Source organism: Bacteroides sp. MSK.18.37 (assembly GCF_019129155.2).
GTDB lineage: Bacteria > Bacteroidota > Bacteroidia > Bacteroidales > Bacteroidaceae > Bacteroides > Bacteroides ovatus.
This window is the reverse complement of sequence record NZ_JAHOIB020000001.1, coordinates 4,684,486-4,710,811: the sequence shown is the minus strand read 5'-3', so window position 1 is coordinate 4,710,811 and position 26,326 is coordinate 4,684,486. Positions and strand designations below refer to the sequence as shown.

The 26,326-nt window shown below is 41.7% G+C and carries 18 protein-coding genes; 3 read left to right on the top strand and 15 right to left on the bottom strand.

Annotation, left to right across the window (positions count from 1 at the left end; genetic code table 11):
• Nucleotides 1–6: 6 nt before the first annotated feature.
• Together KSX81_RS17905 and KSX81_RS17900 are read right to left on the bottom strand one after the other, a co-directional pair.
• Nucleotides 7–408 carry a HEPN domain-containing protein gene (locus tag KSX81_RS17905; protein ID WP_004301673.1) on the bottom strand — a complete coding sequence of 134 codons (402 nt, stop codon included), beginning with the start codon at nt 406–408 and terminating at the stop codon, nt 7–9.
• On the bottom strand, nt 405–728 hold the full coding sequence (locus KSX81_RS17900) for a nucleotidyltransferase domain-containing protein (protein ID WP_004301671.1): 324 nt from the start codon (nt 726–728) through the stop codon (nt 405–407). Before KSX81_RS17900 ends, KSX81_RS17905 begins: the two co-directional genes overlap by 4 nt.
• A gap of 264 nt (nt 729–992) precedes the next feature.
• Between KSX81_RS17900 and KSX81_RS17895 the strand changes: the two genes are divergently transcribed.
• Complete coding sequence (locus KSX81_RS17895; RefSeq protein ID WP_004301669.1) at nt 993–2,132, top strand: glycoside hydrolase family 88 protein; 1,140 nt, start codon at nt 993–995, stop codon at nt 2,130–2,132.
• A 65-nt stretch (nt 2,133–2,197) separates the two neighbouring features.
• Here the strand turns inward: KSX81_RS17895 and KSX81_RS17890 are convergent, their stop codons facing one another.
• From KSX81_RS17890 to KSX81_RS17835, 12 genes are all read right to left on the bottom strand, one after another.
• On the bottom strand, nt 2,198–6,484 hold the full coding sequence (locus KSX81_RS17890) for a two-component regulator propeller domain-containing protein (protein ID WP_195643076.1): 4,287 nt from the start codon (nt 6,482–6,484) through the stop codon (nt 2,198–2,200).
• A gap of 100 nt (nt 6,485–6,584) precedes the next feature.
• Nucleotides 6,585–8,927 carry a hypothetical protein gene (locus tag KSX81_RS17885; protein WP_254884189.1) on the bottom strand — a complete coding sequence of 781 codons (2,343 nt, stop codon included), beginning with the start codon at nt 8,925–8,927 and terminating at the stop codon, nt 6,585–6,587.
• Nucleotides 8,928–9,313: 386 nt separating this feature from the next.
• Complete coding sequence (locus tag KSX81_RS17880; RefSeq protein ID WP_008144980.1) at nt 9,314–9,895, bottom strand: DUF4948 family protein; 582 nt, start codon at nt 9,893–9,895, stop codon at nt 9,314–9,316.
• Between the two features lie 6 nt (nt 9,896–9,901).
• The gene (locus KSX81_RS17875; protein ID WP_008144979.1) at nt 9,902–10,642 is read right to left on the bottom strand and encodes a toxin-antitoxin system YwqK family antitoxin; all 741 of its coding nucleotides are present in this window, start codon (nt 10,640–10,642) and stop codon (nt 9,902–9,904) included.
• Between the two features lie 105 nt (nt 10,643–10,747).
• The gene (locus tag KSX81_RS17870) at nt 10,748–11,206 is read right to left on the bottom strand and encodes a hypothetical protein (RefSeq protein WP_008765525.1); all 459 of its coding nucleotides are present in this window, start codon (nt 11,204–11,206) and stop codon (nt 10,748–10,750) included.
• Between the two features lie 45 nt (nt 11,207–11,251).
• Entirely contained in the window at nt 11,252–11,989 is a 738-nt protein-coding gene (locus KSX81_RS17865; RefSeq protein ID WP_008144975.1) for a DUF1266 domain-containing protein, read from the bottom strand.
• A gap of 335 nt (nt 11,990–12,324) precedes the next feature.
• Complete coding sequence (gene mobV / locus KSX81_RS17860; RefSeq protein ID WP_217725700.1) at nt 12,325–13,692, bottom strand: MobV family relaxase; 1,368 nt, start codon at nt 13,690–13,692, stop codon at nt 12,325–12,327.
• 152 nt (nt 13,693–13,844) lie between these two features.
• A complete protein-coding gene (locus KSX81_RS17855; RefSeq protein ID WP_254884188.1) occupies nt 13,845–14,252 on the bottom strand; it encodes a hypothetical protein in 408 nt (135 codons plus the stop codon).
• 20 nt (nt 14,253–14,272) lie between these two features.
• The gene (locus KSX81_RS17850; RefSeq protein WP_217725699.1) at nt 14,273–14,665 is read right to left on the bottom strand and encodes a hypothetical protein; all 393 of its coding nucleotides are present in this window, start codon (nt 14,663–14,665) and stop codon (nt 14,273–14,275) included.
• Nucleotides 14,666–14,682: 17 nt separating this feature from the next.
• A complete protein-coding gene (locus KSX81_RS17845; protein WP_195310924.1) occupies nt 14,683–15,915 on the bottom strand; it encodes a site-specific integrase in 1,233 nt (410 codons plus the stop codon).
• 510 nt (nt 15,916–16,425) lie between these two features.
• A complete protein-coding gene (locus KSX81_RS17840) occupies nt 16,426–20,394 on the bottom strand; it encodes a two-component regulator propeller domain-containing protein (protein ID WP_004318650.1) in 3,969 nt (1,322 codons plus the stop codon).
• A 72-nt stretch (nt 20,395–20,466) separates the two neighbouring features.
• A complete protein-coding gene (locus tag KSX81_RS17835) occupies nt 20,467–22,515 on the bottom strand; it encodes a hypothetical protein (RefSeq protein ID WP_004318649.1) in 2,049 nt (682 codons plus the stop codon).
• A gap of 230 nt (nt 22,516–22,745) precedes the next feature.
• On the opposite strand from KSX81_RS17835, the gene KSX81_RS17830 reads away from it, so the two are divergent.
• A complete protein-coding gene (locus tag KSX81_RS17830; protein ID WP_004318648.1) occupies nt 22,746–22,988 on the top strand; it encodes a transposase in 243 nt (80 codons plus the stop codon).
• 156 nt (nt 22,989–23,144) lie between these two features.
• Here KSX81_RS17830 and KSX81_RS17825 read toward each other — a convergent pair whose 3' ends face one another.
• Nucleotides 23,145–24,272 (bottom strand): AraC family transcriptional regulator, encoded by a 1,128-nt coding sequence (locus KSX81_RS17825; protein ID WP_005680128.1) that lies wholly within the window; start codon nt 24,270–24,272, stop codon nt 23,145–23,147.
• A 177-nt stretch (nt 24,273–24,449) separates the two neighbouring features.
• Between KSX81_RS17825 and KSX81_RS17820 the strand changes: the two genes are divergently transcribed.
• Complete coding sequence (locus KSX81_RS17820) at nt 24,450–25,736, top strand: IS1380-like element ISBfi1 family transposase (RefSeq protein ID WP_004312659.1); 1,287 nt, start codon at nt 24,450–24,452, stop codon at nt 25,734–25,736.
• The last annotated feature ends 590 nt before the right edge of the window (nt 25,737–26,326 follow it).

Here is a 26,326-nt window from a genome sequence, read left to right as displayed (position 1 = left end):
GAATAATTATGATTCGGCAAGTAAAACTTCAATAGTCTCAATAAGTTCTCTTGCCGGAGCTTTTATCGTACTGATTTCATCCTCCGATATTGAATAAATGCAATTATAATCCCCTTTTTGCCGTAATTGTTCCATACGCGCCAAAAAACTTCCCAAACGTGCACTAATTTTGCCTGTTTTTATAAAATTCAAGCCAAAGCAAGCTATCAACCCATCATGGGTTTTACATGATAATCCATTTTGTATTAATAAAGCCTGAACAGCATGAAAACAGGCATAATAATATCTATTGGAAGCAATATCCCAATACTTCAGATCAAACATCTCATCTGCTTGTTTCAAAAATACTTTAGCTTTCTCCAACTGTAATATCACCAAAGAATTACGTTCTTCATCTGTCAATTTCATACTAATTCAATTCCTTCCTGCTCTACATTTTTATAAAATGGTGTAATACAACTTGCAGCCCATTCTTTCATCGTATACATAATCGGATTAATTCGCGCTCCCAAGTCCCATCCCAACATAGTTAAGGGAAAGCTTACCTTATCATAATCTTCAGGCTCCAATTTTTCTTTATCTAAGATAATCAAAATATCCCAATCAGAATCAATCCGTGCATCCCCACGAGCTTGAGAACCAAACAACAAAGCCTTGCCACCTTTTGGTAAATGCTCTGTCAATGCCTGCTTAATAGACTCTAATATTTTATTTGTATGACTTTTCATATTCGTCTCCCCTTACTCTTCTACAAATATACAATAAATATCAATACAACAATATGACTTACAAAAAAATCGCTCTTGCTAATTATTCATACTTGGTTCTTATCCATGACTAATATGAATAAAGAATAAAGTCTAATATTACATATTTTCCGTACAAATTTCAATATCACTTTCCTTACAATGCATTTTCTTTGCAACAGGTAAAGAAAGGCTCACCTTTGTGTGCCTAAATCTAAGAACAATAGTAATCTAATTTATTATAAAATGAAAAAGCATCTTATACTATTTTTTGCAGGAGTAATATTGAGTTACGGGAACATAAAAGCACAGACAGTTCCCGATAAAAAAGAAATTCTGAAAGTAACTCTTCATGTGAACGACTATTTCATGAAGAAATATGCCAACTATCGCACTCCTTCCTTTGTGAAAAAAGTAGTTCGCCCCAGTAATATCTGGACACGAAGCGTATATTACGAAGGCTTAATGGCACTCTACTCCATCTATCCCGCAGACGAATATTATCTCTATGCCAAAGAATGGGCGGATTACCACCAATGGGGCTTCCACCGTGGGACAACCACCCGTAATGCAGATAATTACTGCGCCAGCCAAATCTATCTCGATTTATACAACATTTGCCCCGATCCTGAAAAAATACGGAAAACGAAAGCCAATATGGATATGCTGGTCAATACTCCACAAATAAACGACTGGTGGTGGATAGATGCTATCCAGATGGGGATGCCTATATTTGCCAAAATGGGGAAACTTACAGGCGAACAGAAGTACTTCGACAAAATGTGGGATATGTACGAATATACCCGTAATAAACACGGAGAGAACGGAATGTTCAATGTCAAAGAAGGTTTGTGGTGGAGAGACCATAATTTCGATCCTCCATACAAAGAGCCTAATGGCGAAAACTGTTATTGGAGCCGTGGTAACGGATGGGTATACGCAGCTTTGGTGCGGGTAATGAACGAAATTCCATCTGATGAAAAACATCGCCAAGATTACATCAATGATTTTATGGCTATGAGCAAAGCACTGAAACAATGCCAGCGTGAAGATGGCTTTTGGAATGTCAGCCTCCACGATCCGTCAAACTTCGGAGGCAAAGAGACTTCCGGCACAGCTCTTTTCGTATATGGTATGGCTTGGGGCGTACGCAACGGTCTATTGGATAAAAAGACCTATCTGCCTGTAATCATAAAAGCATGGAATGCTATGGTGAAGGATGCAGTTCACCCGAATGGTTTTCTTGGTTATGTACAGGGAACCGGCAAAGAACCGAAAGACAGTCAACCTGTCACATACGACAAAGTTCCTGATTTTGAGGATTTCGGAACAGGATGTTTCCTTCTTGCCGGAAGTGAAATCTATAAATTAGACCTCAATATGTAACTGATAAACATACTTATCTTGAATCCGGTCTATCCTTCACAAACCGGATTCAAGGTAAGTATATACTACGTTTTACTTCTCTCCCCTTTCTGGTAAGCCGAAGGAGATACTCCAAACTGCGCTTTAAAACATTTACTGAAATAAAGAGGATCGTTAATACCCACTTTATAAGAAACTTCCGCAACAGTCAGATCCCTTTCGGTCAAAAACAGTTCGGCAGCCTTCTTCATTCGTACGACACGCAAATACTCATTCGGTGAGTATCCTGTCACTCCGCGTAATTTTTTATAAAACACAGTTCGTCCCATCCCCATCATCTGCGCAAATTCATCAATAGAAATGTTGTATTGAGAATAAATCTTTTCCACCACAGCCACCAACTGATCTGCAAACTCCTTATCCCGGTCCGTGTTACATAAAGCAGGACGCACTACCCCCGGTTCACTGGAAAACTTCTTCCGTAACTTTTCGCATTGCTCTATCAGCCGGAACACCTGCGCAAGCAAAAGCTTAAAACTAAATGGCTTTGTAACATAAACATCCGCTCCCGCTTCAAGTCCTTCCAGGTGCTTATCCGGTGAAGTCAAGGCAGTCAGCAGAATAATAGGAATATGACTTGTCGCAAATTCAGTTTTCAGTTTCTTTGTCACTTCGAAACCGGTCATCCCAGGCATCAATACATCGCAGATAATCAAGTCTGCGTCATAGTTGCATGCCTTTTCAAATCCGGATATTCCATCCGCAGCCACTTCTACTTCAAAATAAGCACTAAGCTCCTCCTGCAGGAACCCACGAATATCATTATCGTCTTCGATGACTAATATTTTATGTTTTCTTGATGTGGTGACTGTCTTTTCATGTTCCTGACATTCCTCTGAAAGCTCCTGCAAATGGTGAGTCTGCATATTCGCTTCTTCCAACAGGAGATTGCCGGGAACCAGGAAGTCTTTTTCCGAATAAACAGTTTTATCAGTCGGAATACATACCGTAAATACGGAACCTCCCCCTTCATTATCTTTATATTCAATCGTTCCCTTATGCACCTGCACCAATTCATGGCTCAAATGCAACCCTACTCCAATGCTATCTCCGGAGAAACTACTTTGCATGAAACGTTTAAACAATTCTCCCTGCTTTTCTTTAGGAATACCTACTCCGGTATCCGCTACCTGAATGTATAAACACTTCTTCACCTCATCCACATTCACAGAAAACAGAATTGTCCCACCCGAAGGAGTATACTTAAAAGCATTTGAAAGTAAGTTATACACCACCTTATCCAAATTACCTTTATCAATAAACATTTTATAGGATGGCACAGACGGCAAAAAGCGGAAATCCATATTCTTCTGTTCTGCTACGTCACTGAAACTTAAATATATTTCGTACAGGAAAGCAACTACATCAGTTTCCTGCAGAGAAAGAGCCAACTTGTTGTTCTGCATTTTTCTGAACTCCAGCAACTGATTAATCAGCCTCAACATACGTTGTGTACTTTTATCCATGACTTTCAACGGATGCAATAAGGCTTGTGGAATATCATCCATCCGGTACATTTTCTCCAATGCTCCTTGGATCAATGTAAGCGGAGTACGGAATTCATGAGAGATATTTGTGAAAAATACCAGTTTATACTCTGTCAGTTGTTTTTCAACATTGATGCGGTTGCGCAACCTATTGAAATTAAAAATGATACGATATGTAAAGTACAAAGCTATTAATATCAGGATGAAATATCCGAGCATAGCCCAATTCGTTTTCCAAAACGGAGGCACGATAACAATCTTCAAGGTTGTTTCAGTATCATTCCAAATACCGGCACCATCACAATATTTCACATGGAAAATGTAACTCCCCGGCTCCAGATATTTATAAGTGGCAAAACTTAAAGAAGACGGAACATTCCATCCCTTGTCATAGTTTTCCAGCCAATACATATACTTGATTTGACCATTATCCGAATAATCGAGAGTAGAAAAATCAAGCATAAAAGAATTCTGGAAATATTTCAATGTAATCTTATCCGAATAGGCTAAAGATTCTTGCAAAGGAGAACCCGGCATATTAGGCTTCACCTGAATTCCATTAACGGACAATCCTGTGATAACAATAGGAGAAAGCAATCTCTCTGTTGGAATCTTCTTCGGGTCAATAATCGTCAATCCGTAGTTTGTTCCAAAAATCAGTTTACCGTCTGCACCCATACACGCACTGTTCTCGCTATACACATTTCCTAATGTATAAGATGAGAAGAAATAATTCTCGAAAGAATGGCTGTTGGGATTGAACCTTGAAATTCCATATTCCGTAGCAATCCATAATTGTCCCGAATGATCTTCTAAAATAGATTGCACCATATTATTAACCAGTCCTTCCGCTATTCCATAATGTGTATATTTCAAAGACTGACAGTCGTCTGACAGTTCGCATAGATTCAGCCCGGCACCCGAAGTTCCTACCCACATGCGCCCTTTGCTATCACGAAACAGGCAACGAATCTCATTGCTGCAAAAATTGCCATCGGTGTAGCTGAACAAATGATAGTTATCTTCATTAGCAATCAATGAGTCAGGGTGGAAAATGCAGATACCTTCACTTGTGCCCATCCATATCATCCCTTTCTCATCTTCTGCCATTACTCTGACTATCCGTAAGCCATACTTCTTTCCTTGAAAAAAACGACGGAACTTATATTGTCCTTTTTCCGTTGATTCTGCCAGATCCAGTCCTCCTCCAAATGTTCCCACCCACATACGATCTTTCTTATCGCGAAGAATGGAATAAATATTAGAATGAGATAAGGCAAAAGGATTAGACGGATCCGTTTTATACCACGTATCTCCTATTTTTAGTCCGTCTCCCCGGGTTCCTATCCATATATTCTCCTGACTATCTTCTGAAATCGCATAAATATTATAGGGCAAATAATGATTATCTATCTTAGTTTTCAGATGAGAATCATAATTATACAATCCACCTCTTCGCGTTCCTACCCATATATCTCCATTCGACATTTTAGTTAGTAACCGGATTGTATTCGAACGGTCAAAAACATCCGGTGATTCTGGATAGACATGTGTAATACCTTTATTTGAAATGGAAATATGAGACAAACCGGAATATTCGGAGCTTACCCATATTCCTCCTGTCCTGTCTTTCATCAAACATAACAAGAAATCTGACCCTATAGGTCCCGCATTCTTTCCTTCCGAAACAAAGTGTTCCAACCGGTCCTCCTGAATATCGTAGGTGAAAAGTCCGTTTCCATAAGTTGAAATCCACACAATCCCCCGGTCATCACGCACCACATGATAGCGTTCATAATCTATATATTTCATCTTCTCTTCAGGGATCAGTTGAAAATTCTTTATTTCTCCGCTCTTCGAGTTTATATAATAAATTCGTCCAGTGTTATTGTAAGCCCAACAATCTCCATAATTGTCATGAATAACTTTTCCATTATTTATTTTCAATTCCCGGCAAGGAGTTATTTGAAAATTCTGAAAATCAAATTCATATACCCCTTCGCTAGAAGTAAATATAACCCATTTATCTTTTATCAATGAATGTGTACTGACAGATGTATTACCGGCAATAGCAGACAGCGACGTTAAACAGTCTATTTTTTTCGATCCATTTACACAGCGATACACATCTCCACTCTTTGTCAGAAAATACATATCCTCTCCATGAGGGAAAGAAGAAGAAAAATTCAATTTCCTATCGATAAATTCAACTTTCCCTTTATAAACAAACGCAAGTCCCTGCATGGTACCAATCCAGATCCTGCCACTAGAATCTTCATTTATAAATTTAATCCGGTCATCGGGCAGGTTTCCAAATTTCGTTCTAAACTTCACAGAGGTCATAGTCCGATCGTCCTCACAAACAATTTGACGTACACCATTCCTTCTATGCCAAAGCCACACATCTCCATTAGCGGACATAAATATTTCTGAATAGTTCTCTCCATCACTTCCGGTACCGGTAAAATCTACAAAACAAGCTTTCTGTAGATCATAACAGCTGAATAATTCCGGCACAGTCTTTATCCACAAAAAACCATTCTTATCCTCTGCCACATGTTTTATTCTGTTATCTGCTAAAGAAATCCGATCGTGTTTCCCGCTTTCCAACTGATAAGTAAGAAAAGTATTTCCATCATAACAGGTCAATCCGTCTAAAGTACCCAACCATAAGAACCCTTTACTGTCCTGAAACATGCATCGTACAGAATTACTAGGTAGCCCATCACTGGTTCTCATTTGTTTGGAACTAAGTTCAATATCAGCATACAAATCCGATATAGAAAAACTAAACAAAACGAAAAGGCATAATAATTTATATTTCATATAGTGGTTGGGGTTATTTTGATTGCTGGTTACAAAGATACATCTTTTGCACTGCAACATAGAATGTAACACTATGAAAAAGTAAAATCTCCATATAAATTTATTCTTTAATAATACACTTCCCACGATTTATCCCCTCTGCATTGATCGTCATTTGTCGACAAGTAGCATTATTATAAAAACTAACGTTCACTTTTCCATTATTATCAGTCCTCACATCAGGATTCCAATACAAAGTTCGACGAAAATCGATATCTCCCGGAACACTATTACTATGATTTACCTGATAGAATTCTCTTACAGGAGAAAAGGCTTTGAAAAAAGTATAACGCATTCCCTTCTTATACTTGTCATGCAACACATCGTTATATAAACGGACGATGAATAATACCAGCCTTTGGTTAGCCTGAAAAACAGCATCATGTAAATGTCTCATACTATAAAAATCTGATGTCGGATCACTCGGAGGATAATAGCCATAATTACTATCTATGTTTCTCACTATCCAAGCCCGAAGATTTCCATCATACACTTCTATTGTTTTTATATTCTCTATCGGATGATCGGAAGCACCGATGCCCTTTCGCGGATTAACAGAACCTCCACCATCTAAAATATAACAAATAGCACTATTAGCATACGTATACGCAGTATCTACCATGTTTACGGCAGAAATATTTCTTTCCATATATTCCCCCAATGTTCCTGGATAATCCTTCCCTTGATCCATTAGCCTACTAATATCCTTTTCCACATCACAAACCAGATCCGGAAATATCTCATTCTTTATCTGTTTTTTCTTTATCACCACTTGGGGAAGATTCTGTATCATACCTAAAACATTACTATTGGCCAGACTATCTGAAGTGTCTGCAAAAACAATAACCGTATCCTTCACCTGAAAGTCCGAAATAGAATAACTGCGGGCTTCCGGACTAAAAAGGCGGTCGAGCATAATCCTGCAATGTTTCGGTTTGCCTTTCGAAGTCACAGAAAGAGCCAGCTGCCATTCACCGTCTACTGCCGCATGATCCGGCAACAGGAAATGGAAACGCCCTTTTTTGTCAGTTTTGCAATGACCATGGAAAGAAGCACTATCCTTAACAATCCAAAATACAACATCCACATTCGCTTCCACCTTATTCTTGAGTAAAGATTTCACTACACCACTCACTGGTAAACCCTCTTCAGCATAATGTGCCACATGAAAAGGAGATACCCCCGCCATCACCTGCCAATTGTAACGGCGCCACCCCTGTACCATCATCAACAAGTCCAACTTCATACGATTACTACGGTCGTCCGTCCCGAAATATTGCATCGGATGAGCGATGTAACCTCGTATTTCAGAAGAGAGCAACAAGTCTGTCAGGATATTCTCATGATAACCAGTATGAATTTCTGTGCCGGCATCACGCACAGACAATGAAAAACTGCCTGATACAGGATTACCGGACAAATCTTTCACAGCAAGTGATAGTCTCACCTTTTCTAAAGGTTTATAGAAAGGTTTATCCGCCTCCACCGTAACACGGCAATATTCTAACGGAGCACGATTAAAAGCCAAACGGTCTGCCAAAATTTTGCCATCCTGATTATAAAGAGTAAATTGAAGGCAACCGGCAGGAAGTTTTCCTTTATCCAATTGATAAATATAAGGTTTATCACCCAAAATTAAAGCTTCTGCTGAATAAACTGTACCACGACATGATACAGAAACGGCTAAAGTATCAGCCGGCAAGTCCGGAGATTTTTGCAGATGTACCTGATAAGTCTCTGCATCCAAATCTGTCACACGCATCACATATCCTGAAGAAATAATGTTTGAAAAAGCAAAGTCATATTTCTTTCCATCATAATCGGCTACAATTTTATATGTAGTCTTATCAGGAATCATTTCAAAAAATCCCATACCTTGGTGATAAGTGGAGAAATATGAAACCAGTTCACCGGAAGAATCATATACCGCACCTGTTATATTCAAATCTTCTCCATTCTCTCCTGTAGCTTTGAAACCGATTCTCGAACGTAACCCAACCACAGCATTTCCTCCTTCAGGATAAAAGGAAAGGTTGACTTTCTTAGCTTTTGTGTTTTTTTTACGTTCGTCTTTCAAGCCAAAACCACTATCCATCTTCCGATCAGTATAATGCCCTTCTATTTCCGGAGAATCATAAACAGGAAATACACGAGAAAAAATACAATCGTCACCAAAATTCAACATACTTCGAGTGTAAGCACGAACTTCATAGAAACCACTATGATAACGGGAACTCAAGGCAAATTCACCATGACATTCACCATTTTCAAGCTTCAATTGGCGGTCATCCACTACCATGCCTTGTGGAGTCAACAGCTCTACATGTAACACTTTGCTTAAAGTTGTAGGACGAAGTTGCTCGGCAAATACCACATAAGCCTTAAACCAAATAGTATCACCCAAATAATATCCGGTATTGTCAAAATGAAGATACACCTTTTCTTGAGGGTTCAGTTGGTTGAATTGATTTATCGCTTTTACATAGCCAGGTAATGAACGGACACTTATAGATTGGGCATATAATGGTGGAACTATTATGATATATAATAGTAAAATAGCGAAAACTGTTTTTATTTTAGATTTTTCTCGGTTTGACTTAACCGATTGAGAAATAAACTTTTAGCGAATTATTTGAGAAATAGAGGTAACGATTTAGCAACTGTGCGAATTTCAGCGTTTTACATTGCTATGCTGTCAAATAACTCTTTCATTTGCAAATATAACATCTTTTTCCGAAAGTACGAACTTTCGGTGACAATTTTATAAAATCGACTTGCGAAAAAAGAAAATTATCGTGAATGGTCTAACTCTATATACCAGCCTTCCTTGACGGGCTTGTATAGCGTAGTGTCATTGTATGTCCTGCGGTAAATTTTGTTCAGGTCGCCGTGTTCGGTGATACGGATGTCACGGCGGCTTCTCAATTCGAGATCGTAAACGAAACTCTTGGATGTTCCCGCATCCACGATGCCGTGGGAGTAGTACAGCATAAATAAGCTCACATATACCGAATCTGCCGTTTCCTGCTCCCTGCGGTCAACAAGGACAAGACCGCATCCAATCTCTGACAACAAGGAGTCGAGTTGTATTCGGTCAGATCTTGATAACCCGTGTACCGGCGTGTCCTGCACTTGGTTCGGTTGGTAGGATATTTGTCCTGCCGAATCAAGGATGAGAATATCGCAGGGAGAGAGCGGTGGATAGTGAAAGCTTCCCTCCGAACTCTCCGCCATGATTTTGCGTATCTTGTCGAATGCCGCCTCGTGCGTGGCGAAGTGGCGTATCATTTCCTCGTCCGTCGGCGGCATGGGTGGCTCGCAGCTTACGACCGATGCAAGCGTTAAAAGTAGTATTATGATAACTATCTTCATCTCTGTTTAAGCCCCACCTTCACCATGCCATGTGCAGGTTTGGGTATTGTTATCATAGTTATGTTCTATCCATTGCCCCGATTTCTCGCCGTCAGTGTATTGTCCCTCGATAGTTATATAGGGTTTGCCGTCCCGTGTCGATTCCACACGATAAGAGCCGTCAAGTTTTCCGTTACGGTAGTGGCGTATTATCCTGCTGCGAAGCGTGCTCGCATCCTCGAAGATTTCCCACTCCTCGCCATCTTTTTTCCCGTCGATATAATGAGATTCAAAAATCTGCTCTCCTGTCTTGCTGTCAAAGCGGCGCTCCCGCCCGCTCTCCACACTCTGCTTATATTCCTTTTCGGCTTCTATTTTGCCGTTACGAAAATAGGTCTTTACAGTTCCGTCTATCTTGCCTTGCTGCATGGGTGTTTCCTTTCGGGGAGTAACGCCGTCTTGGTAATACTCCGTGAATGTGCTGTTACGCTTGCCTTTGGCATATATACCCGATTCACGCAGCACCCCATCACGATAGCGGCGATAATCACCGTTTATCATGCCATCGGAAAATTTAACACACTCCTCGTCAAGTCCTCGTATAATGCGATATTTTCCCCGTAACGGCTGTTTTCTGCCTTTTTTATAATAGACCGTGCGCCGTGAGTTATCTGTTATAGTCTGCAAATCGCTCCATTCTACGATTTGTTGTGCGGAAACCGTGCCACACAATAGTAAAAAGATGTATAGTGCCAATATTCTATTCATTGTATTTTTTGTTTTTCAAGGTTGCGGCTAACACGTGGCTCAATCACCACGAAAAGCGATTGAGCCACACGCCATTATCCGCATAAATCGAACTTGTTAGCCTCTTCACTTCTTCAACAAAGCGAAAAATTCCTCGTATCGCTCGAAAGATTCAAAGAATCCTGCATGCAATGTTATTTGTGTATCATCCGTCAAGAAGATTTCCAATTCTCCTTCTTCATCGTCATATTTAAGATGTTTTATATCCGATATTTTAAATATTTTGTCGGTTTTCTCCCCTTTCTTTATTATAGGATAGGTTACACTATCTGCATCGACAACGATTTTTCCTCCGTTCGCCGCCAAAGCACGGGCAAGACGAACCTTGTTCAATGTTATTACCAAGAGAACGAGTCCTCCGATTATAAAAACAATGGCAGTACTCGTAGGGCCAAGTATTCGGGTACTGCCTATTCTTATACCGAATGGATAAACGAGCGGCACGACAACCATACCGACTGATACAGCCAACATTGTAATGTTATCCTTGATAGGAGAGGCTGGAGCATAATTAAACGTTTTCATAATTCAAAAAAAATGTAGAGTTAATAAATGTTTTTTAATAAAGTATCACCATTTTATATAAGTCCAAGGGCTTTTGGTATCTGTCAGTAAATCTTCTGCCAATCCAATCATGTTGGTAGTTCCCATCGACAAAGTACGACCAAGAACATAACTATAAGCATAGTCTTTCCAATTGGTATAAACTTCTTTGGTCATCTCGTAAGCGGCATTGATACACTGCATACATTCTTCTTTTACAATGTACTCTTGCTCAAGGCAAAGTCTGCTGATAAAGTTTAATCTTCCTGCATCCCACGCAAGTACTCCGAGTTTGCCCATTTCTTCTTTGGATACGACAATTCCAGCTTGTTCAATGTCCGGATATTTTTCCTCCATCGTTTCCAACTTTTCCAAACAGTCATTTCGGAAATCGGTGTGTTCTTTCAATTCTTCATTTTCATTAAGCCACTTCCTGCTTATATTACCCCCTCCTTGAAGAAAAGCCGTATAAGCATAGTGAAACATTGTTTGCGAGGGAGCTTGCGACAACCAATTCAAAGTTTCGATGGCACTATCCCTATCCGTTATACCAAAGTATTCACCTAAAATAACTTTACGAACAGAGGGAGTTACGCCAGTTTCGAATGTGTTCAATACACCTTGTTGTTGATATACATACAGATTGCCAAGACTTATCTTGCGTAAATCCGCTTCTGGCAAATGTGAATTTTCATCCACATTCAAACCATCCTGAAAGAAACTCTGCAATTTTGCAAGTCTTCCCCAAAGAGATGTCATGTCCATAGTACTATGTTTGTCTTTCCAGCTCCTTAAGACCTTTTATTATTAAACCACGAAGCGTGGAACTGCAATGCCACGTCTTTGTTGAAGGTCGTAGGAAAAACCTAATGAGCAGATGTAGTAATAGCAGCCCACGCTATAGCGTGAGAACCACTATGCCATCCTTGCTCATTTTGAAAATTTCCTACGTTTTCAACAACAAGATAAGCATAACGCTTCTTTCTTTTCTAATATGTCTTGGACGGAGTTTCCCTAATCCAACCACAAAGGTAGTGAAAAGTTGTGATAATCACTTATGTTGCAATAGATTTATTTGCTCGCTGTATAAAATTGGAGCTTTACAGTTTCATACCCCTGCTTTTCCTTTGCTGCTGTATAGGTTGCCGTATGTTCTGCCTTAACTTCTCGAACTGTTCCTTAAACCACTCGGCAATGGGCTTTCGGTCAATGGCAAGAACCAACCTCGTCCCGTCCGTGGGGTCTTTCAGCACTTGAAACCCAGCCTTTTCTGTCGTGAATTTCCGTCCGTGTTCCTCCGAGTAGAGTTCCCCTGCATACTCCAACGGCTTTCCCTTGACGAGCGTTGCCGTCTGCCTTTCATCGAACCCGACAAGGCGGCATAGGTTTTCGATACGGAGCATTTCACGGAAATAGGGAAACCATGCCGCCGCCTTTGCGATTACCGTTTTCAAGAAAGATATTTCCTCCTTGTGCTTCGTTTCCTTGTCCGCTATCTCCCTGCCGTGCTTTTGCTGCATTTCCCGTATCTCCCGACTGTGGTCTGCCTGCATGGTCTGTATTCTGTCTTGCAGGGCTTCGATGGTTTCCTCGTGGTCGGCTACCTCCCTATGCAGGGCGGTGTTCTCCCTTTCCAGCGTCTTGATCTTGTTACTGCCGAAAAGAGAACCGACGCTCTCGGCGATGTTGGCGGCTGCGACGGTTGCCGCCCCTTTCAGCTTCTCGGTCTGTATTTCTTTTTTCGCCCGTCTTAGTTCTTCCCGTGCCGTTTCTTTCTGCTGTTGCAAATCCACCACTTCCGCTTTGAGGTCGTCGGAGAGTTTCTGTATATCCCGATAATACTGCTGTGTGGACTTGTGGCGAGCCTTCGAGCCGTCTATGCCTCTTTGCAGCCCGTATTTCGCCATCGCTTCGGCATAGGTATCTTGGTAGGATTTCAATTTCAGCCGTGTCATAATATCGTCTGCGCACAGCCTCACGGTGCCGGTCGGCTTCTTGCGGTATCGCTTCTTCGTCTGCTCCTCCCTTTTCCTGCGCTTGCGCTCTCCCTTGACGATGGGGACGAGCGTGACGTGTATGTGCGGCGTTTGCTCGTCCCTGTGCAGGTGAGCCGCCACGATGTTCTCCTTTCCGAACGTGTCGGCGAAGTATTTCAGATTGTCGGCGCACCACTCGTCCAAACGCCCCTCTTCCTCTATCCGCTTCATGTCCTCGTGCGTTCCCGACACGTTGATGCGGATTGCCCGTACTTGGTTGCTTCCGATTTTGCGTGTCAGTACCGCTTCTTCCAGTCTTCTCTGAACAGCCGCCGAACGGTCTTTCACCCCGTCGGGGTATTCGATGAGCCTGCGGTTCAGGTGCGTTCGTGTGGGGTCTGCGTTCTTCGGTATGATGAAACGCTCGATATGTGCGGTTGTTCCGCTGTCGCTGCCGTGCGCCTTTTCCATGTGTAAAACTACGAAACCCATATATTCTTCCTTTCTTTTTTGGCTTGTGAAACAATGATTTTTTGTATCTACGGGGGCGGCAAATGCCGTCCCCGAGGGGTGTGCAGAGGGGCTTGCCCCTTGCCTTATTGGGGAATTTTCAGCGTTGCTTGCAATGCGGCTCGGAAAATTCCCTAATAAGCTACGGTATTTTCTTCGTAAATACCCTGCGGCGTGCCGTCCGTCTGCCTTTCGGCGGTGGCTGTCCCTGCCGCCTGCTTACCCGTATAACCCCACCTTATTTTTCCCTTCCGGTCGGTGGCGGGGCGGTCGTTTCCGTTTTCAAAGGCTCTTTTGCAGGGGGTGGTCGGGTACAAGGTTTTCCCGATAAATACGCTCGCAGCGAAGCGAGAGGAAGATTTATCGGGAAACGGCGCAGCCGCCTGATCTTTTAGCCGACATAAAGCCCCGTGCTTGCTTTGCCTTTGTAAACGGGAATGATTGCTCCGCTTTCTTCTGAAAAGAGAAATAGACCCTGCAATATATATCACCATAGTGATAGGTTTGCATGTTGGCATGTTGGCATGCTGGTACGTTTGCATGTTGCTATGTTGGTATATCATCACGCTTTCCAACGGCTGTTGGGCTTGCCGTCCGAAACAACCGACACGAACACCGTCGTTTTTTCTTTTCGCACGTGCATAATCCTTTCCAGCAATGCCTTGCGGACTTTCGCCGCCCCGAACGATTCGACACGGAAAGCGAGGGCGGCTATCGTTTCGAGGTTGTAAACCTCCGCGCTGTATCTGTCCGATATGCGGATAATGCGCTTTATGTCATATATACTCAAAACTCCGCTTTTGCAGAGTGCCTTTATCCCTGCCCGAACCGTCGGGGCGATAACCCCGAACAGTTCGCAGATTTCCCGCTCGGTCATGGCGGTTGCACCTATATCGCTCGGCAGAAAGATATTGCCCTGCCCGTCCATCGTGATAATGTTCCTTTCTTCTTTCATCGGTATTCCGTTTTTAATTAGATGGCTCGGCAGATATTCTTCTCCATATCCTCCAACTTGTGCGACAAGGTTTCCATGTCCTGGCTTATCTTCTGGGCGGTGATTTTGGCGTATATCTGCGTGGTTTTGATGTTAGTGTGACCGAGAAGCCTGCTGACGGTTTCAATGGGTACACCGTTGGATAAAAGCACGGTCGTGGCGTTCGTGTGTCTTGCAACATGGTAGGTCAAGCGCACCTTGAAGCCGCATTGTCTGCCTATATCTTTGAGTATCTTGTTGCAACTGCCGTTACTCGGAACGGGGAAAACATGACCGTCCCGAGCCAGTCCCTTGTACTTTTCGATGATACGCTTGGGAACGTCCAAAAGGCGGATGTTCGATTCGGTGTTGGTCTTCTTTCTTCGGGTGATTATCCAAAGATTGCCGTCGAAGAATGTTTGCAGGCGGTCGGTGGTGAGGTTCTTCACGTCCGAATACGCCAAACCCGTGAATACCGAAAAGACGAACAAGTCCCGTACAAGCTCGTGGGTGGCGTTCTTCATGGGTGCGTTCATGAGCGTCTGTATCTCCGTTTGGGTGAGGTAGCCCCTATCCACGCTTTCGGGAGAGTTGATATATCCGGCAAAGGGATTGAACGGCAAACGCCCGTCGTTCCTCGCAATGGAAATGATGTGCTTCAACACAATCATGTAGCCCCACACGGTATTGGTGCGGCATTTCTTCTCCGTGCGCAGAAAATACTCGAAGTCGTTGATGAACGTGAGGTTGAGTTCCTTTAACGGAATATCCTCACGCTTGTAGGTATGGGGCAAAAACTCCCGAATATGGTTGCAGACCGTCCGATAACGGGTAAATGTCCCTTGTGCCCTGCTGTGCCCGACTTTTTTGGCAAACTCGGCGTTGTGCTGCTCGAACAACTTCAGCAAGGTTTCCTGCTTGACACCGATACCGAGATAGGCATCTTTCAACTTGGCGGCGGTGACATAACCGTCCGTCTGCATCAGCTCTTGATAGCGACGGTTTACCTCCACCCGAATTTTATCTACCGCAAGGTTGATTCTCTGTGCTTCGACGCTCTTGCCCGAGGCACGGCTGTTCTTCACGTCCCACAGTCGTGGGGGAACGTCCATCTTGCAACTGAACTGTTTAATCTCGCCGTCCACCGTGATACGGCACATCAAAGGCAGGTTGCCGTTGGGCTTCTCGCTGCCTTTTTTCACGTAAAATAAGACCTTGAATGTACTACGCATAACTCACTCCTTTTTTGGGTGACAAAATTAGTTATTAGTGAGTTACCGACAGCTATGTAAATCAACGCAAAACGCAGAAACAGAACATTTTAGCAAGAAATCCGCACCCATTACGGGAGTAACGAGGTGGTAACTGAACTTCTGCACCGTTTGGCTTCGAGGTGGTATTTCATTGGCTCTGTCCCATAGAAAAACAAAGCGTAACGAACGATCTATCAGCCAATTCGCTACGCTTCGCTCAAATTTACTTTTTCGCTATGTGTTTATTTTATAATTATTTCTTTGACTTTATATAAATTACAGTACAAATTCTCAAACTAAGAATCGTTTATATATACGATAGGAAAACAACTCTCTCTTCCGCCCGAAGGCTGGCTGGCAAAAAAAAGTAAATACCTTGTCATACATCAAATTTAGTTGTTAATATATTTGCAAAATTACCCGGAACAACTCGGATAAAATATCAGAAAATGACCTGATATTATAAAATTTAAAGCAAAATACATATTACTAGTGCGATATGAAATCTTTAGGCAGTACTCCGAACTGTTTTTTAAAACAGCTTGAAAAATAGGAGGGGGTACTGAACCCTACCATGTAAGAGACTTCCACCACTCCATAGGTTCCTTCTTTCAGTATGGAAGCTGCCTGCTTCAAACGGAAAAGGCGGAGATATTCGTTCGGACTCATATTTAGGATTCCTTTCAATTTCCGGTAAAAGTTGGAACGTCCCATATTCATTGCATCCGCTATATCATCAATTTGCAGGTCCGTATTATCAAGATGGCGTAATACATACTCATTTAACTTGCTAATAAACATCTCATCGGCCTTTGTCTGCGCCATTGCATCTGCTTTGATAAAAGGAAATTCAATAAAGTGACGGCGTAATCTTTCCCGATTACTCAACAGATTTGCTACATTGGCACGAAGATACTCCATAGAAAACGGCTTTTCAATATACGCATCCGCCCCTTCTTCAAGTCCTTCGATTCTTGATTCCAGATTAGTTTTAGCTGTCAATAATATTACAGGAATATGACTATAGTCCAGATTTTGTTTCAGATGCTTGCATAATTCAACCCCGTCCATCAGAGGCATCATAATGTCACTTATTATCAGATCCACAGATTTCTGTTCAAGAACGTCCAACGCCTCGACCCCATTTTCCGCAATCAGTACATGATACAATGAAGACAATTGCCTGAACACAAAAGCAAGCATATCCTTATTATCTTCTACAACCAATATGGAAGCAACCTCTCTTTTATCTTTATCAGAAACTTCACGATCTTCATCATCATACCCAGGTTTCTTATGTTGTTCTTCCGAATCATCCGGAAGTGTCTGGTGTAATATTGGAATGGAAAGAATGAAACGGTTACAATCTAGCTCCCGGTCCATCACCAGCATACCTTGATGCAACTCTGCCAAGTAACGAGCCATAGCTAATCCGATGCCTGTGCCCGAGACAATATCTTTCCCGTCCCGGTATTGGACAAAGGCTTTAAAAATATTTTCACGCATTTCGATAGGGACTATATTCCCATCATTACTCATAGAGATAGTGAACACCTCATTCTTCTCATCAACAGACAAATGGAGATAAACGTATGTCCGGGCATATTTCAATGCATTAGCAAACAGATTACTGAGAATTTTGGTCAAAGCCTCTTTGTCAACAGAAGCCAACAATTCTTCCTCTGGAACTTCTACTTCAAGTTTAATTCCCCTTTGCTTTGCCAAAGTGGTGAAATACTTATAAACAGAGTGGACGATAGTACCGATATTATATTCTTTCGGATTCAATTTAAAACCTTTATTTTCCGCTTTACGGAAATCAAGTAATTGGTTTATCAGGTTCAGTAACCTCTCCACGTTCTGATCCATAATTTCCAATTCCATCCTTACATTTTCGGAGAGTTCCCTATCAGCAAGTACATTCTCCAATGGGCACTTTATCAGTGTTAAAGGAGTACGGATTTCGTGTGCCACATTTGTAAAGAAATCTATCTTAGTGGTGTAGAGTTCCTGCTCCTTTTCCTGTTCGAACTTCTCCATCTCTTTACGCTGCTTTTCAATAGTACGCTTCCTTAAATAAAAGAAGAGGGCGAAAAATGTACCGAGTATCAATAGGATATAAATCAGGTATGCCCATACGGATAAATAAAACGGGGGCAATATCCTGATCCCCAATGTGCGTACATCTGGATTCCATACACCATCACTATTCGCACCTTTCACGCGTAACATGTATGTCCCATAAGGTAAATTGGAATACGTAATAGGGCCCTTACCCGCTGTATGCCATTCGGAATCATACCCTTCCAGTCTATATAGCAGTGTATTCATGCTCGGTGACTGATAACTTATCGCAGCTATCCTGAAGGAGAACGAATTCTGATTTGACTGAAGTTCGATATGGTTTGACAAAGTGATACTTTGTTTCAATGGAGAGCCTTTTTCTCCGACTACCACCTTTTTATTAAAGAGCATAAAATCGGTAATCAAAACAGAGGGTAAAAAATCATTATCAATAAAGGAGGAGGGGGCAAAGGAGATGAAACCGTTAATACAGCCAAAATAAATCCGTCCATTCTTATCCTTATAGCTGGACTGGTAATTAAACTGGTTACTCAGCAACCCATTAGCAACTGTATACACTTTAAAACTGGAATTCTTCGGGTTAAAATGCACCAGCCCTTTATTGGTTGAAACCCAGAACAATCCCTTTTCATCTTCTTCAATCCGATAAATGACGTTGCTTGGCAGACCGATACCGTCATAACGGACAAAGGTGTTGGCGGAAGGCACAAAGCGGCAGAAGCCACCTCCTTGTGTGGTAAACCATAGCTGATTTTGACTGTCTTCAAAAATACTCAGCACCTTATTGGATGGAAGGGTGGACGAGTCTGCTTCCTCATGTACGAAATGTTCCCAACCACCTGTACGGACATTCTTTTTATAGACGCCATCGGCATAAGTTGCCAGCCATAAATTCCCCTGCTTATCCTCCTTTATATAATAAACAAACGTCCACCCAAGTTCGGGGACGCGTTTAAAACGTTCCGTATCTGGGTTGTACCGAAACAATCCTATTGTTGTTCCAAGATACAGATCGCCCGCAGTTATCCGGCAGATAGAAAAGATATCACTTGCAATATTATCATAGTGCTTTACAGCGTATGTCCTCAAATCAATACGCTTCAATCCTTTTGCAAAATTCCCAACCCACAGATAATCTCCGTCCAAATACAATCCGTGAACATTATGATAAATATCCGGATGAATGAACGGTTCGATTTTTCCAGTACTAGGATAATAATGGAAAAGCCCCTTATCTTCTGTACCTATCCAGAGTGTGCCGTCATGGGCGGCACAAAACTCCCGCACCCTTTTTCCCATTTTGTTTGATTCTTTCTGGGGATAGACTTTATCAAAGTAGGTATATTGCCGGGGGTAATAATTCACACCCCCAAAATAAGTCCCTATCCACATTCCGCCTTCACGGTCTTTGAGAATCGAATAGATGGCATTGTCAGAGATTGAATAGGGATCACCGTTGACGTTCTGCAAGTGGATGATTTTTGCCGTGTGCAGATTATAGATATAAAGTCCCGATTCGGTTCCTATCCATAATTCGTCATCTGAATAAAATGCAAGTTCCCTGATATAAATATCACCTCCCAATTCATCCTTGGAAAGAAGGGTACGGATAGTCTTATTAGTTAGGTTCACTTCTTTCAGTCCGAATACAGTTCCCACATACATGCAATTATAGGGTCCGGGGAGCAATTTATAGATGTATTCATCTCTGAAAGACACTTTTGAATCTTCTGGAAAAATCGGAGTTAAAGTTTTAAGCTTGTCTTTTGAATAATACAGATTTCCATCACGTATGTCCAACCAGCAGACATCGTCCGAATCAAAATAGAGTTGGCCGGAAGTTTTAAGGTTCAGAGTACCGGACCCGTCCGACTGATAATTAACCAACTGGCTATCCTGGGGATTGTAATAGAAGATTCCCCGCGTCTGAGTTACAACCCAGATACCTCCTTTCTGGTCCCCAGTTATCAGATTGACCGTACAGTCTATATCTATGTTTGAATTACTTATCAGAGTAAAATGCCTGACCTTTTCCATTTGTGGGCAATAGACATATAGGCCTACGTCTGTCCCAATCCATATTTGCCCAAGATTGTCTTCATACAAAGAAGTGATGAAATTATTGCCCAAGGTTCCGGATTCTTTCATGAAAGTCCGAAAAGAGATACCATCATACCGGTCAAGACCATCCTTCGTCCCAAACCACATAAATCCTTGTTTATCCTGAAGGATGGCATGGACCGTATTCTGGGATAATCCATTATTGATATCAAGTGAACGGAATGCATATTGTCCTTCATTCAGAACGGCAAGGGAATAAAGAGGCATCAAAGAAAGAAGTATTAATATAACTAAAATACGTAGTCTCTGCATTGTCTTAATTGTTAGTTTCATTAATTAACATACAACAGGATATAAGAATATCCTGAAAAGTGGATATCAGAGCTATTTCAACAGTATATTCTCAGTACGTCCCGGTGTCAGCAATTCCCAAAGGGATGCTACCGTCCAACCGGGAGCAAACATGTCATTATAATATCCTTTTCCATTCCTTCCATAATCCCAGTTGGTGTGCTGGATCACTTCCGGATAATAACCAACTTTTATCACTCCACACATATGTCCTTTATAAGGAAGTAACTGGCACATGGAAGTAGAAATGACTTCAGCAAAATCAGAGAAACGAGGTTCATTATACTCTTTGGAAAGCCAACGGAGCACATCGGCAAATTCAAAAATAAATACATCAATATGATTATTCTCCACCGAGACATTTCCCCAGCCGCGAGTTTTCAGACCGATATCACCCAACATCTGCCCGGGAGCAAACGGAACGTCCCAGACGTAATACCAGGACAAGGCAAAATAAGCCGCTTTTCGTGTCAGAGAGGCATAGTGGTTATGTTCCGTACCATTTGTTATCAATGATAAATAGTAAGTTGCCGTAGCGGTATAGAGGGAAGCTTCCTTATCCTCACAGTTTGCATCCAGCGTAGAGGAGAAATAGTCAGCCTTTGATATAAGCTCTTTTTCCAGATATTCCGCAGTACGCCGGGCAGCGGACAGATAGCGTTTGTCCTTAAAATATTTATATCCCATAACCAGAGGTAATGTAGCGGATGGAGTACTTCCTCCACTTCCGTCAACAACTGTAAAGTCATCATGGAATTTACGTGGAAAACTTCCATCTGGATTTTGCAGTTGCAAGAACATATCGAGCATTTTCTTTAAGCGTTGTTCCCAATCAGGATGGTGACGTTTATACTTCTGTTCATAATTCAGATAATGAAACATGGCATAAATTCCTTCCGACTGACGACGTATGCTATGCACTGGGCGTTCTTCTTTCACATCACTATCATTTTCCAGATTTACCCATTCACGCAAATAACCGGTTTCCGTAAAGCCATTTTCTAAGTAACTATCAAATATCTTTTTACTGCTAGCTGCAAGGTCATCACGTCCATTCTCATTGCCAAACTCCCATGCATTGAAAGCGTTTAGAAGTACGCGACCGACAAAACCTATCTCTGCTACATTCATGTTGGCACAGGCTGCCACTTTCATTTCAGGGCTGGAGTAATAGGCAAGAGCTTTGTCCCCAACAAAACTTTCCACAAAATAATTGCTCAGCACTCCTTTTATCTCTTCTGGAGAAAAAGGTATTTTCACAGGTTGGGGACGGTATGTATCATAACAATATTCCCAAGTATGGCAAATAAAATCTGAGTAGTCTGTAGCCTGCCCCTCGATAAATTCCCAGGTCAGGAGTACTGTTTCTCCTTTTTTTAGATATTGGAAAGATGTAACCTCCGGAGCCAGCGTCAACTTACGAATATAGGTTTTAGGAGCTTCTCGGTAAGGAAATCCAAAAGATAGTGTTGATGTTCCGTCATGGCTCTCAAAGCCGGTGAACCCTAGGGACGTTTTGCCCGAGAGGATGATTTCGCCTGTTTGGTGGGTAGCAAGGGCATCCCATTGAAAATCGTCCTTGCGTGCCACAGTCATATAACGTCCATCTTTCTGATTGAAGATACCGGTAAGGGGTGAGCTCAGACGATCCTCACGTACCAGCCAACTCTCTGATATATGAAATGAAGGAGCACCTTTAGGAGAACGTAAATTGCGACTATACCAGAATCCTGGTAGATAAAACATACAGTCATTATGTCGGAAGCCTGTTTTCAACTGTTGTTGATAATTAAAGTACACGTCTTCCAATGCCGTAATACTTACTACCATTACACATTTAACATTGTCACGTTCTATTCTCTCTGTAATGATTAATGGTATTTTTTCTTCAGACTCTAACAGATAGATTCCCTTATCATCAACGGCTCCTTGAAAAGCAAGGGAATAGTTTCGTGATTGATTACCGGGAACCTTCAAGGAGACTTGTGCAGATATTCTTTTATATATATCATTAACAGTCCTAGCATCAATAGTAATAGTACAGATCATCAGGCAACAAAGCATACATCTTAATTTTGTCATATAAATCAGATAATTTAGTTTATTAATATTCTTTTAATTTGCGTTCCAAAATTAGGATATTACGTATACAAAGAATGTGATTTTTTGAGCAATTATTATAAGATTTCAGTAGAATTCATAAGAAACAGCCCATTAAGTATTTATTTTTTAATCCTCTATTAAGATCCCATTACAATATACACTTATATTTTTATTGGGATATTTAATACTACAAATGTAAATGTGTCAGAATGCGGGCACAACCTCAGGTCCCTAGCCTTTGTATTGACGAGACTTCTTTAAGCTGCGGAGAATTATATACTGTTGTCACTAATCGTGCGGGACGTGGTGGCAGAGGTACACTTGTGACCATGATACGTGGCACGAAGTCTGAAGACGTCATAAAGGTGCTTGAAATGATTCATGTCTCCAAGCGCAAGACAGCCAAAGAGGTCACTTTAGATCTTTTGCCGACCATGATGCGGATCGTCTGAACGGCTTTTCCCAATGCCACTATGACAGGTTATCGGTTTCATGTACCTTAATTCCGCAATACTATTGTAAATTAAATCTTTTAAGTAGAGGTTGTGTCAAAACGCTGACACACCTCTTTTAAATGCTATTTAATGCGAAATTACAAAAATACGCATTTAGATGGAGGCAAACTGTTTGCGCCATTGGCTAGGTGACATGCCCGTTTTTTGTTTGAATATACGATAAATCCATGTGTGGGATGAGAAACCGCACTCTGTGGAAATAGCGTCAATGCTATATTCGGGGTTGGCTTTCATCATGCGAACAGCCTCATTAAAACGAATGTCGCTAAGCCAGGTTCTAAAATTGGTGTATTCTGACTGATTGAAGTATTCTGTCAGTTCGTTTTTCTTGTATCCCAACTTGGTAGCTAGCGAATAGATGTTAACTTCATAGTCCTTATAAAATCCCTCTTCACACCATTTCTTGAGGGCTAATTCTATTTCCATCTTTCTATTAGCTGTCAAGATATTTGTGCCATGAGTGTTCTTGCCGTCTTTCATGTCTTCTGCTTCCGTGACTTTTGCTTCTGCGTCATTTTCCTCAGGAATGACTTCTTTGGGTGTGATGTAATAGCCCATAGCAATGAAAGTGTGGACGAAAAAGATGACAGAGAGTAATATCAAGGGACCTATTATATATAATAAGGTATTGAAGAGGATTGCTACAGGAAGGAGTCCAGCAGCAAAGTATAGCAAAATGATGCTGGCTTGCGAATAGCGCACGTATGGAATCAAGTCGATTCCGAAATTCTCCATGAGCTTCTGCTTTCGGGCTTTTGTTTCTTTGCGAATGATAAGAATAAAATATGCCATGCTAGCCACAAAAAGACCGAGCATCACATAGAGCATATTGCCAATGTGTAAACTTTGACTTTTGAACATGCCAATGACGAAAACTATGGCGATGAGTATGTATGCCATCATACCACGTAAACAATACCGTCGCACTTTGTTGCCTGTGCTCTCTATGTTGATTATGGAGAGAGTGATGGCAAATGCCACTGGAGTATAGAACAATATGTTGAATGCTGCGCCCACATCGGCACCTTGTGCACGGAGTCCATGAATCATCTGTAAGAGGTAGTGGACGGAGAAGAATAGCATGGATGCAACGAGAATCCATCTTGATATTTCGTAGCGCCACACCTTCCATCTCACCTGCAAACTTGCCATGGCTAATTGCAATGCTAGCATGGCTGTAATGACGCAACATACAAGTTGTAATATGAATAACGATTTCATAGTATTGTTATTACCTTAATTCCGCAACACTATAAATTTTAACTTTTATAATATCCTGAACAACAAAAAGTTCTTGGACAAGCCAAGCGGCAAAGCCGAGCGGCTCAGGATTTTGTCATGTCAAAGGATTCACTTAACTTAGTGTTGCAAAAATAGTCAAACAAAACCTCATCAAGCATGGTAAAAGTACAAATAAAATCCGAGAAACTCACATCTTTTGGTGGTATATTTCCAATTATGGAGAAATTCGACAGGATGTTGTCTTGTACAATAGACTCTACTTTAGGTTTGCGTAGCAAAGTGTATGGCTATCAATATAGCGAGATAATACGTTCTCTGATGTGCGTATATTTCTGTGGAGGGTCATGTGTCGAAGACGTGACCTCACACCTTATGGAAGCACTTTGCTTGCATCCACCCCTCCGTACATGCAGCGCAGACACAATACTTAGGGCCATTCGTGAATTGACCACACCGAATCTGACCTACAGGTCTGATTCGGGCAAAAGCTACGACTTCAACGTGGCTTCCGACCTTAACAATCTGCTTGTCAATGCATTGCTGGCAACTGGACAGTTGCTGCCAGACAATGAATATGACTTTGATTTTGACCACCAGTTCATTGAGACGGAGAAATTTGACGCAAAAATAACCTACAAGAAGTTTACCGGTTACAGTCCAGGAATAGCAACGGTCGGCGATGTCATCGTCGGGATAGAGAACCGCGACGGCAATACCAATGTCCGTTTCCATCAGGAAGACACTCTAAAACGTATTTTTGAGCGTTTGGAGAATGCCAGAATACATATAAACCGTGCGAGGATGGATTGTGGCTCATGCTCTGAGGCTATGGTGGAAATGGTGGAGAAGCACAGTCGGCATTTTTATATCCGCGCAAACAGGTGTGTATCGTTGTATGACGATATCTTTGCCTTGCGCGGATGGAAGACCGAATACATAAACGGTCACGAGTTTGAGATATGCTCCATCATTGCAGAGAAATGGGTCGGCAAAGCGTACCGCCTTGTCATACAGCGGCAAAGAAGCATCAACAAGGAACTCGACCTGTGGGAAGGGGAATATACATACAGATGCATACTGACAAATGACTATACTTCGACAGACCGTGACATCGTGGAGTATTACAACAAGCGTGGCGGTGCTGAGCGTGTATTGGACGACATGAACAACGGCTTTGGCTGGAAACGGCTGCCAAAATCGTTCATGGCGGAAAACACGGTGTTCCTGCTTCTGACCGCTTTAATACGAAACTTTTACAGACACCTCATATCTGACGCAAACATGAAGAGCTTTGGACTTAAACGCACAAGCAGAATCAAAACTTTTGTATTCAAGTATGTTTCTGTCCCTGCAAAATGGATTAAGACTGCAAGACAGCACATACTGAACATATACACAAGCAATGATGCATACATGATGGCCTTCAAATTTGATTTTGGGTAGCCTCAAATCTTCGTGGCCTTTTGCGTATTGCCTCAAGTCGCATCATGGGGTAAGGGGATTTTGTCTCTTGCGACTGCACCATTAGGGTTCTTTACGAAAACGAGTCGTTTTAGAGAGGTATCTGCAACCCCAGATATCAAAAATATTACAGGTTGCGGATTTTAGGATGTACAAAAGCTCTTTTATGAGGCAATTGATGAACTCAGGATTACTTATCGCTGAAGGGCACGGGATTTGGAGAGCGGAGAGCGATGAAATTCAGTGGCGCAGAGAGTAAAATAATAAAAAAGTTGGATTTTTATTGACGCGAATCAATTCTTTTAGTATTTTTGCCTTGTCTTTTACCAAAAAAGATTAATAACAGTAAGCGTTAGGCATTATCCATGTTCAGGAAATCCCCAATTTCAAGACAACAATTGGATAATACATCAGGTGTCCCTATGCACTATTATATCTTGTTAGCATATATAGGCGTGGGGCTTTGTGTATTATATGTTGTTGAGTATGGGGATACTTCTGAACGGTAATACCAAAGTTCCCACGCTTAACTTTATATAAACACAACTTCAGGGAACAGAGTTGTCATATAA

Excerpts from the sequence above, each read along its gene's own strand:
- mobV (WP_217725700.1), bottom strand. The coding sequence starts at position 13,692 with ATGGGTTTCGTAGTTTTACACATGGAAAAGGCGCACGGCAGCGACAGC.
- KSX81_RS17890 (WP_195643076.1), bottom strand. The coding sequence starts at position 6,484 with ATGAAATATAAATTATTATGCCTTTTCGTTTTGTTTAGTTTTTCTATA.
- KSX81_RS17855 (WP_254884188.1), bottom strand. The coding sequence starts at position 14,252 with ATGCAAACGTACCAGCATGCCAACATGCCAACATGCAAACCTATCACT.
- KSX81_RS17870 (WP_008765525.1), bottom strand. The coding sequence starts at position 11,206 with ATGAAAACGTTTAATTATGCTCCAGCCTCTCCTATCAAGGATAACATT.
- KSX81_RS17830 (WP_004318648.1), top strand. The coding sequence starts at position 22,746 with ATGCGGGCACAACCTCAGGTCCCTAGCCTTTGTATTGACGAGACTTCT.
- KSX81_RS17865 (WP_008144975.1), bottom strand. The coding sequence starts at position 11,989 with ATGGACATGACATCTCTTTGGGGAAGACTTGCAAAATTGCAGAGTTTC.
- KSX81_RS17880 (WP_008144980.1), bottom strand. The coding sequence starts at position 9,895 with ATGAAGATAGTTATCATAATACTACTTTTAACGCTTGCATCGGTCGTA.
- KSX81_RS17850 (WP_217725699.1), bottom strand. The coding sequence starts at position 14,665 with ATGAAAGAAGAAAGGAACATTATCACGATGGACGGGCAGGGCAATATC.
- KSX81_RS17835 (WP_004318649.1), bottom strand. The coding sequence starts at position 22,515 with ATGACAAAATTAAGATGTATGCTTTGTTGCCTGATGATCTGTACTATT.
- KSX81_RS17840 (WP_004318650.1), bottom strand. The coding sequence starts at position 20,394 with ATGCAGAGACTACGTATTTTAGTTATATTAATACTTCTTTCTTTGATG.
- KSX81_RS17825 (WP_005680128.1), bottom strand. The coding sequence starts at position 24,272 with ATGAAATCGTTATTCATATTACAACTTGTATGTTGCGTCATTACAGCC.
- KSX81_RS17905 (WP_004301673.1), bottom strand. The coding sequence starts at position 408 with ATGAAATTGACAGATGAAGAACGTAATTCTTTGGTGATATTACAGTTG.
- KSX81_RS17900 (WP_004301671.1), bottom strand. The coding sequence starts at position 728 with ATGAAAAGTCATACAAATAAAATATTAGAGTCTATTAAGCAGGCATTG.
- KSX81_RS17845 (WP_195310924.1), bottom strand. The coding sequence starts at position 15,915 with ATGCGTAGTACATTCAAGGTCTTATTTTACGTGAAAAAAGGCAGCGAG.
- KSX81_RS17820 (WP_004312659.1), top strand. The coding sequence starts at position 24,450 with ATGGTAAAAGTACAAATAAAATCCGAGAAACTCACATCTTTTGGTGGT.
- KSX81_RS17895 (WP_004301669.1), top strand. The coding sequence starts at position 993 with ATGAAAAAGCATCTTATACTATTTTTTGCAGGAGTAATATTGAGTTAC.
- KSX81_RS17875 (WP_008144979.1), bottom strand. The coding sequence starts at position 10,642 with ATGAATAGAATATTGGCACTATACATCTTTTTACTATTGTGTGGCACG.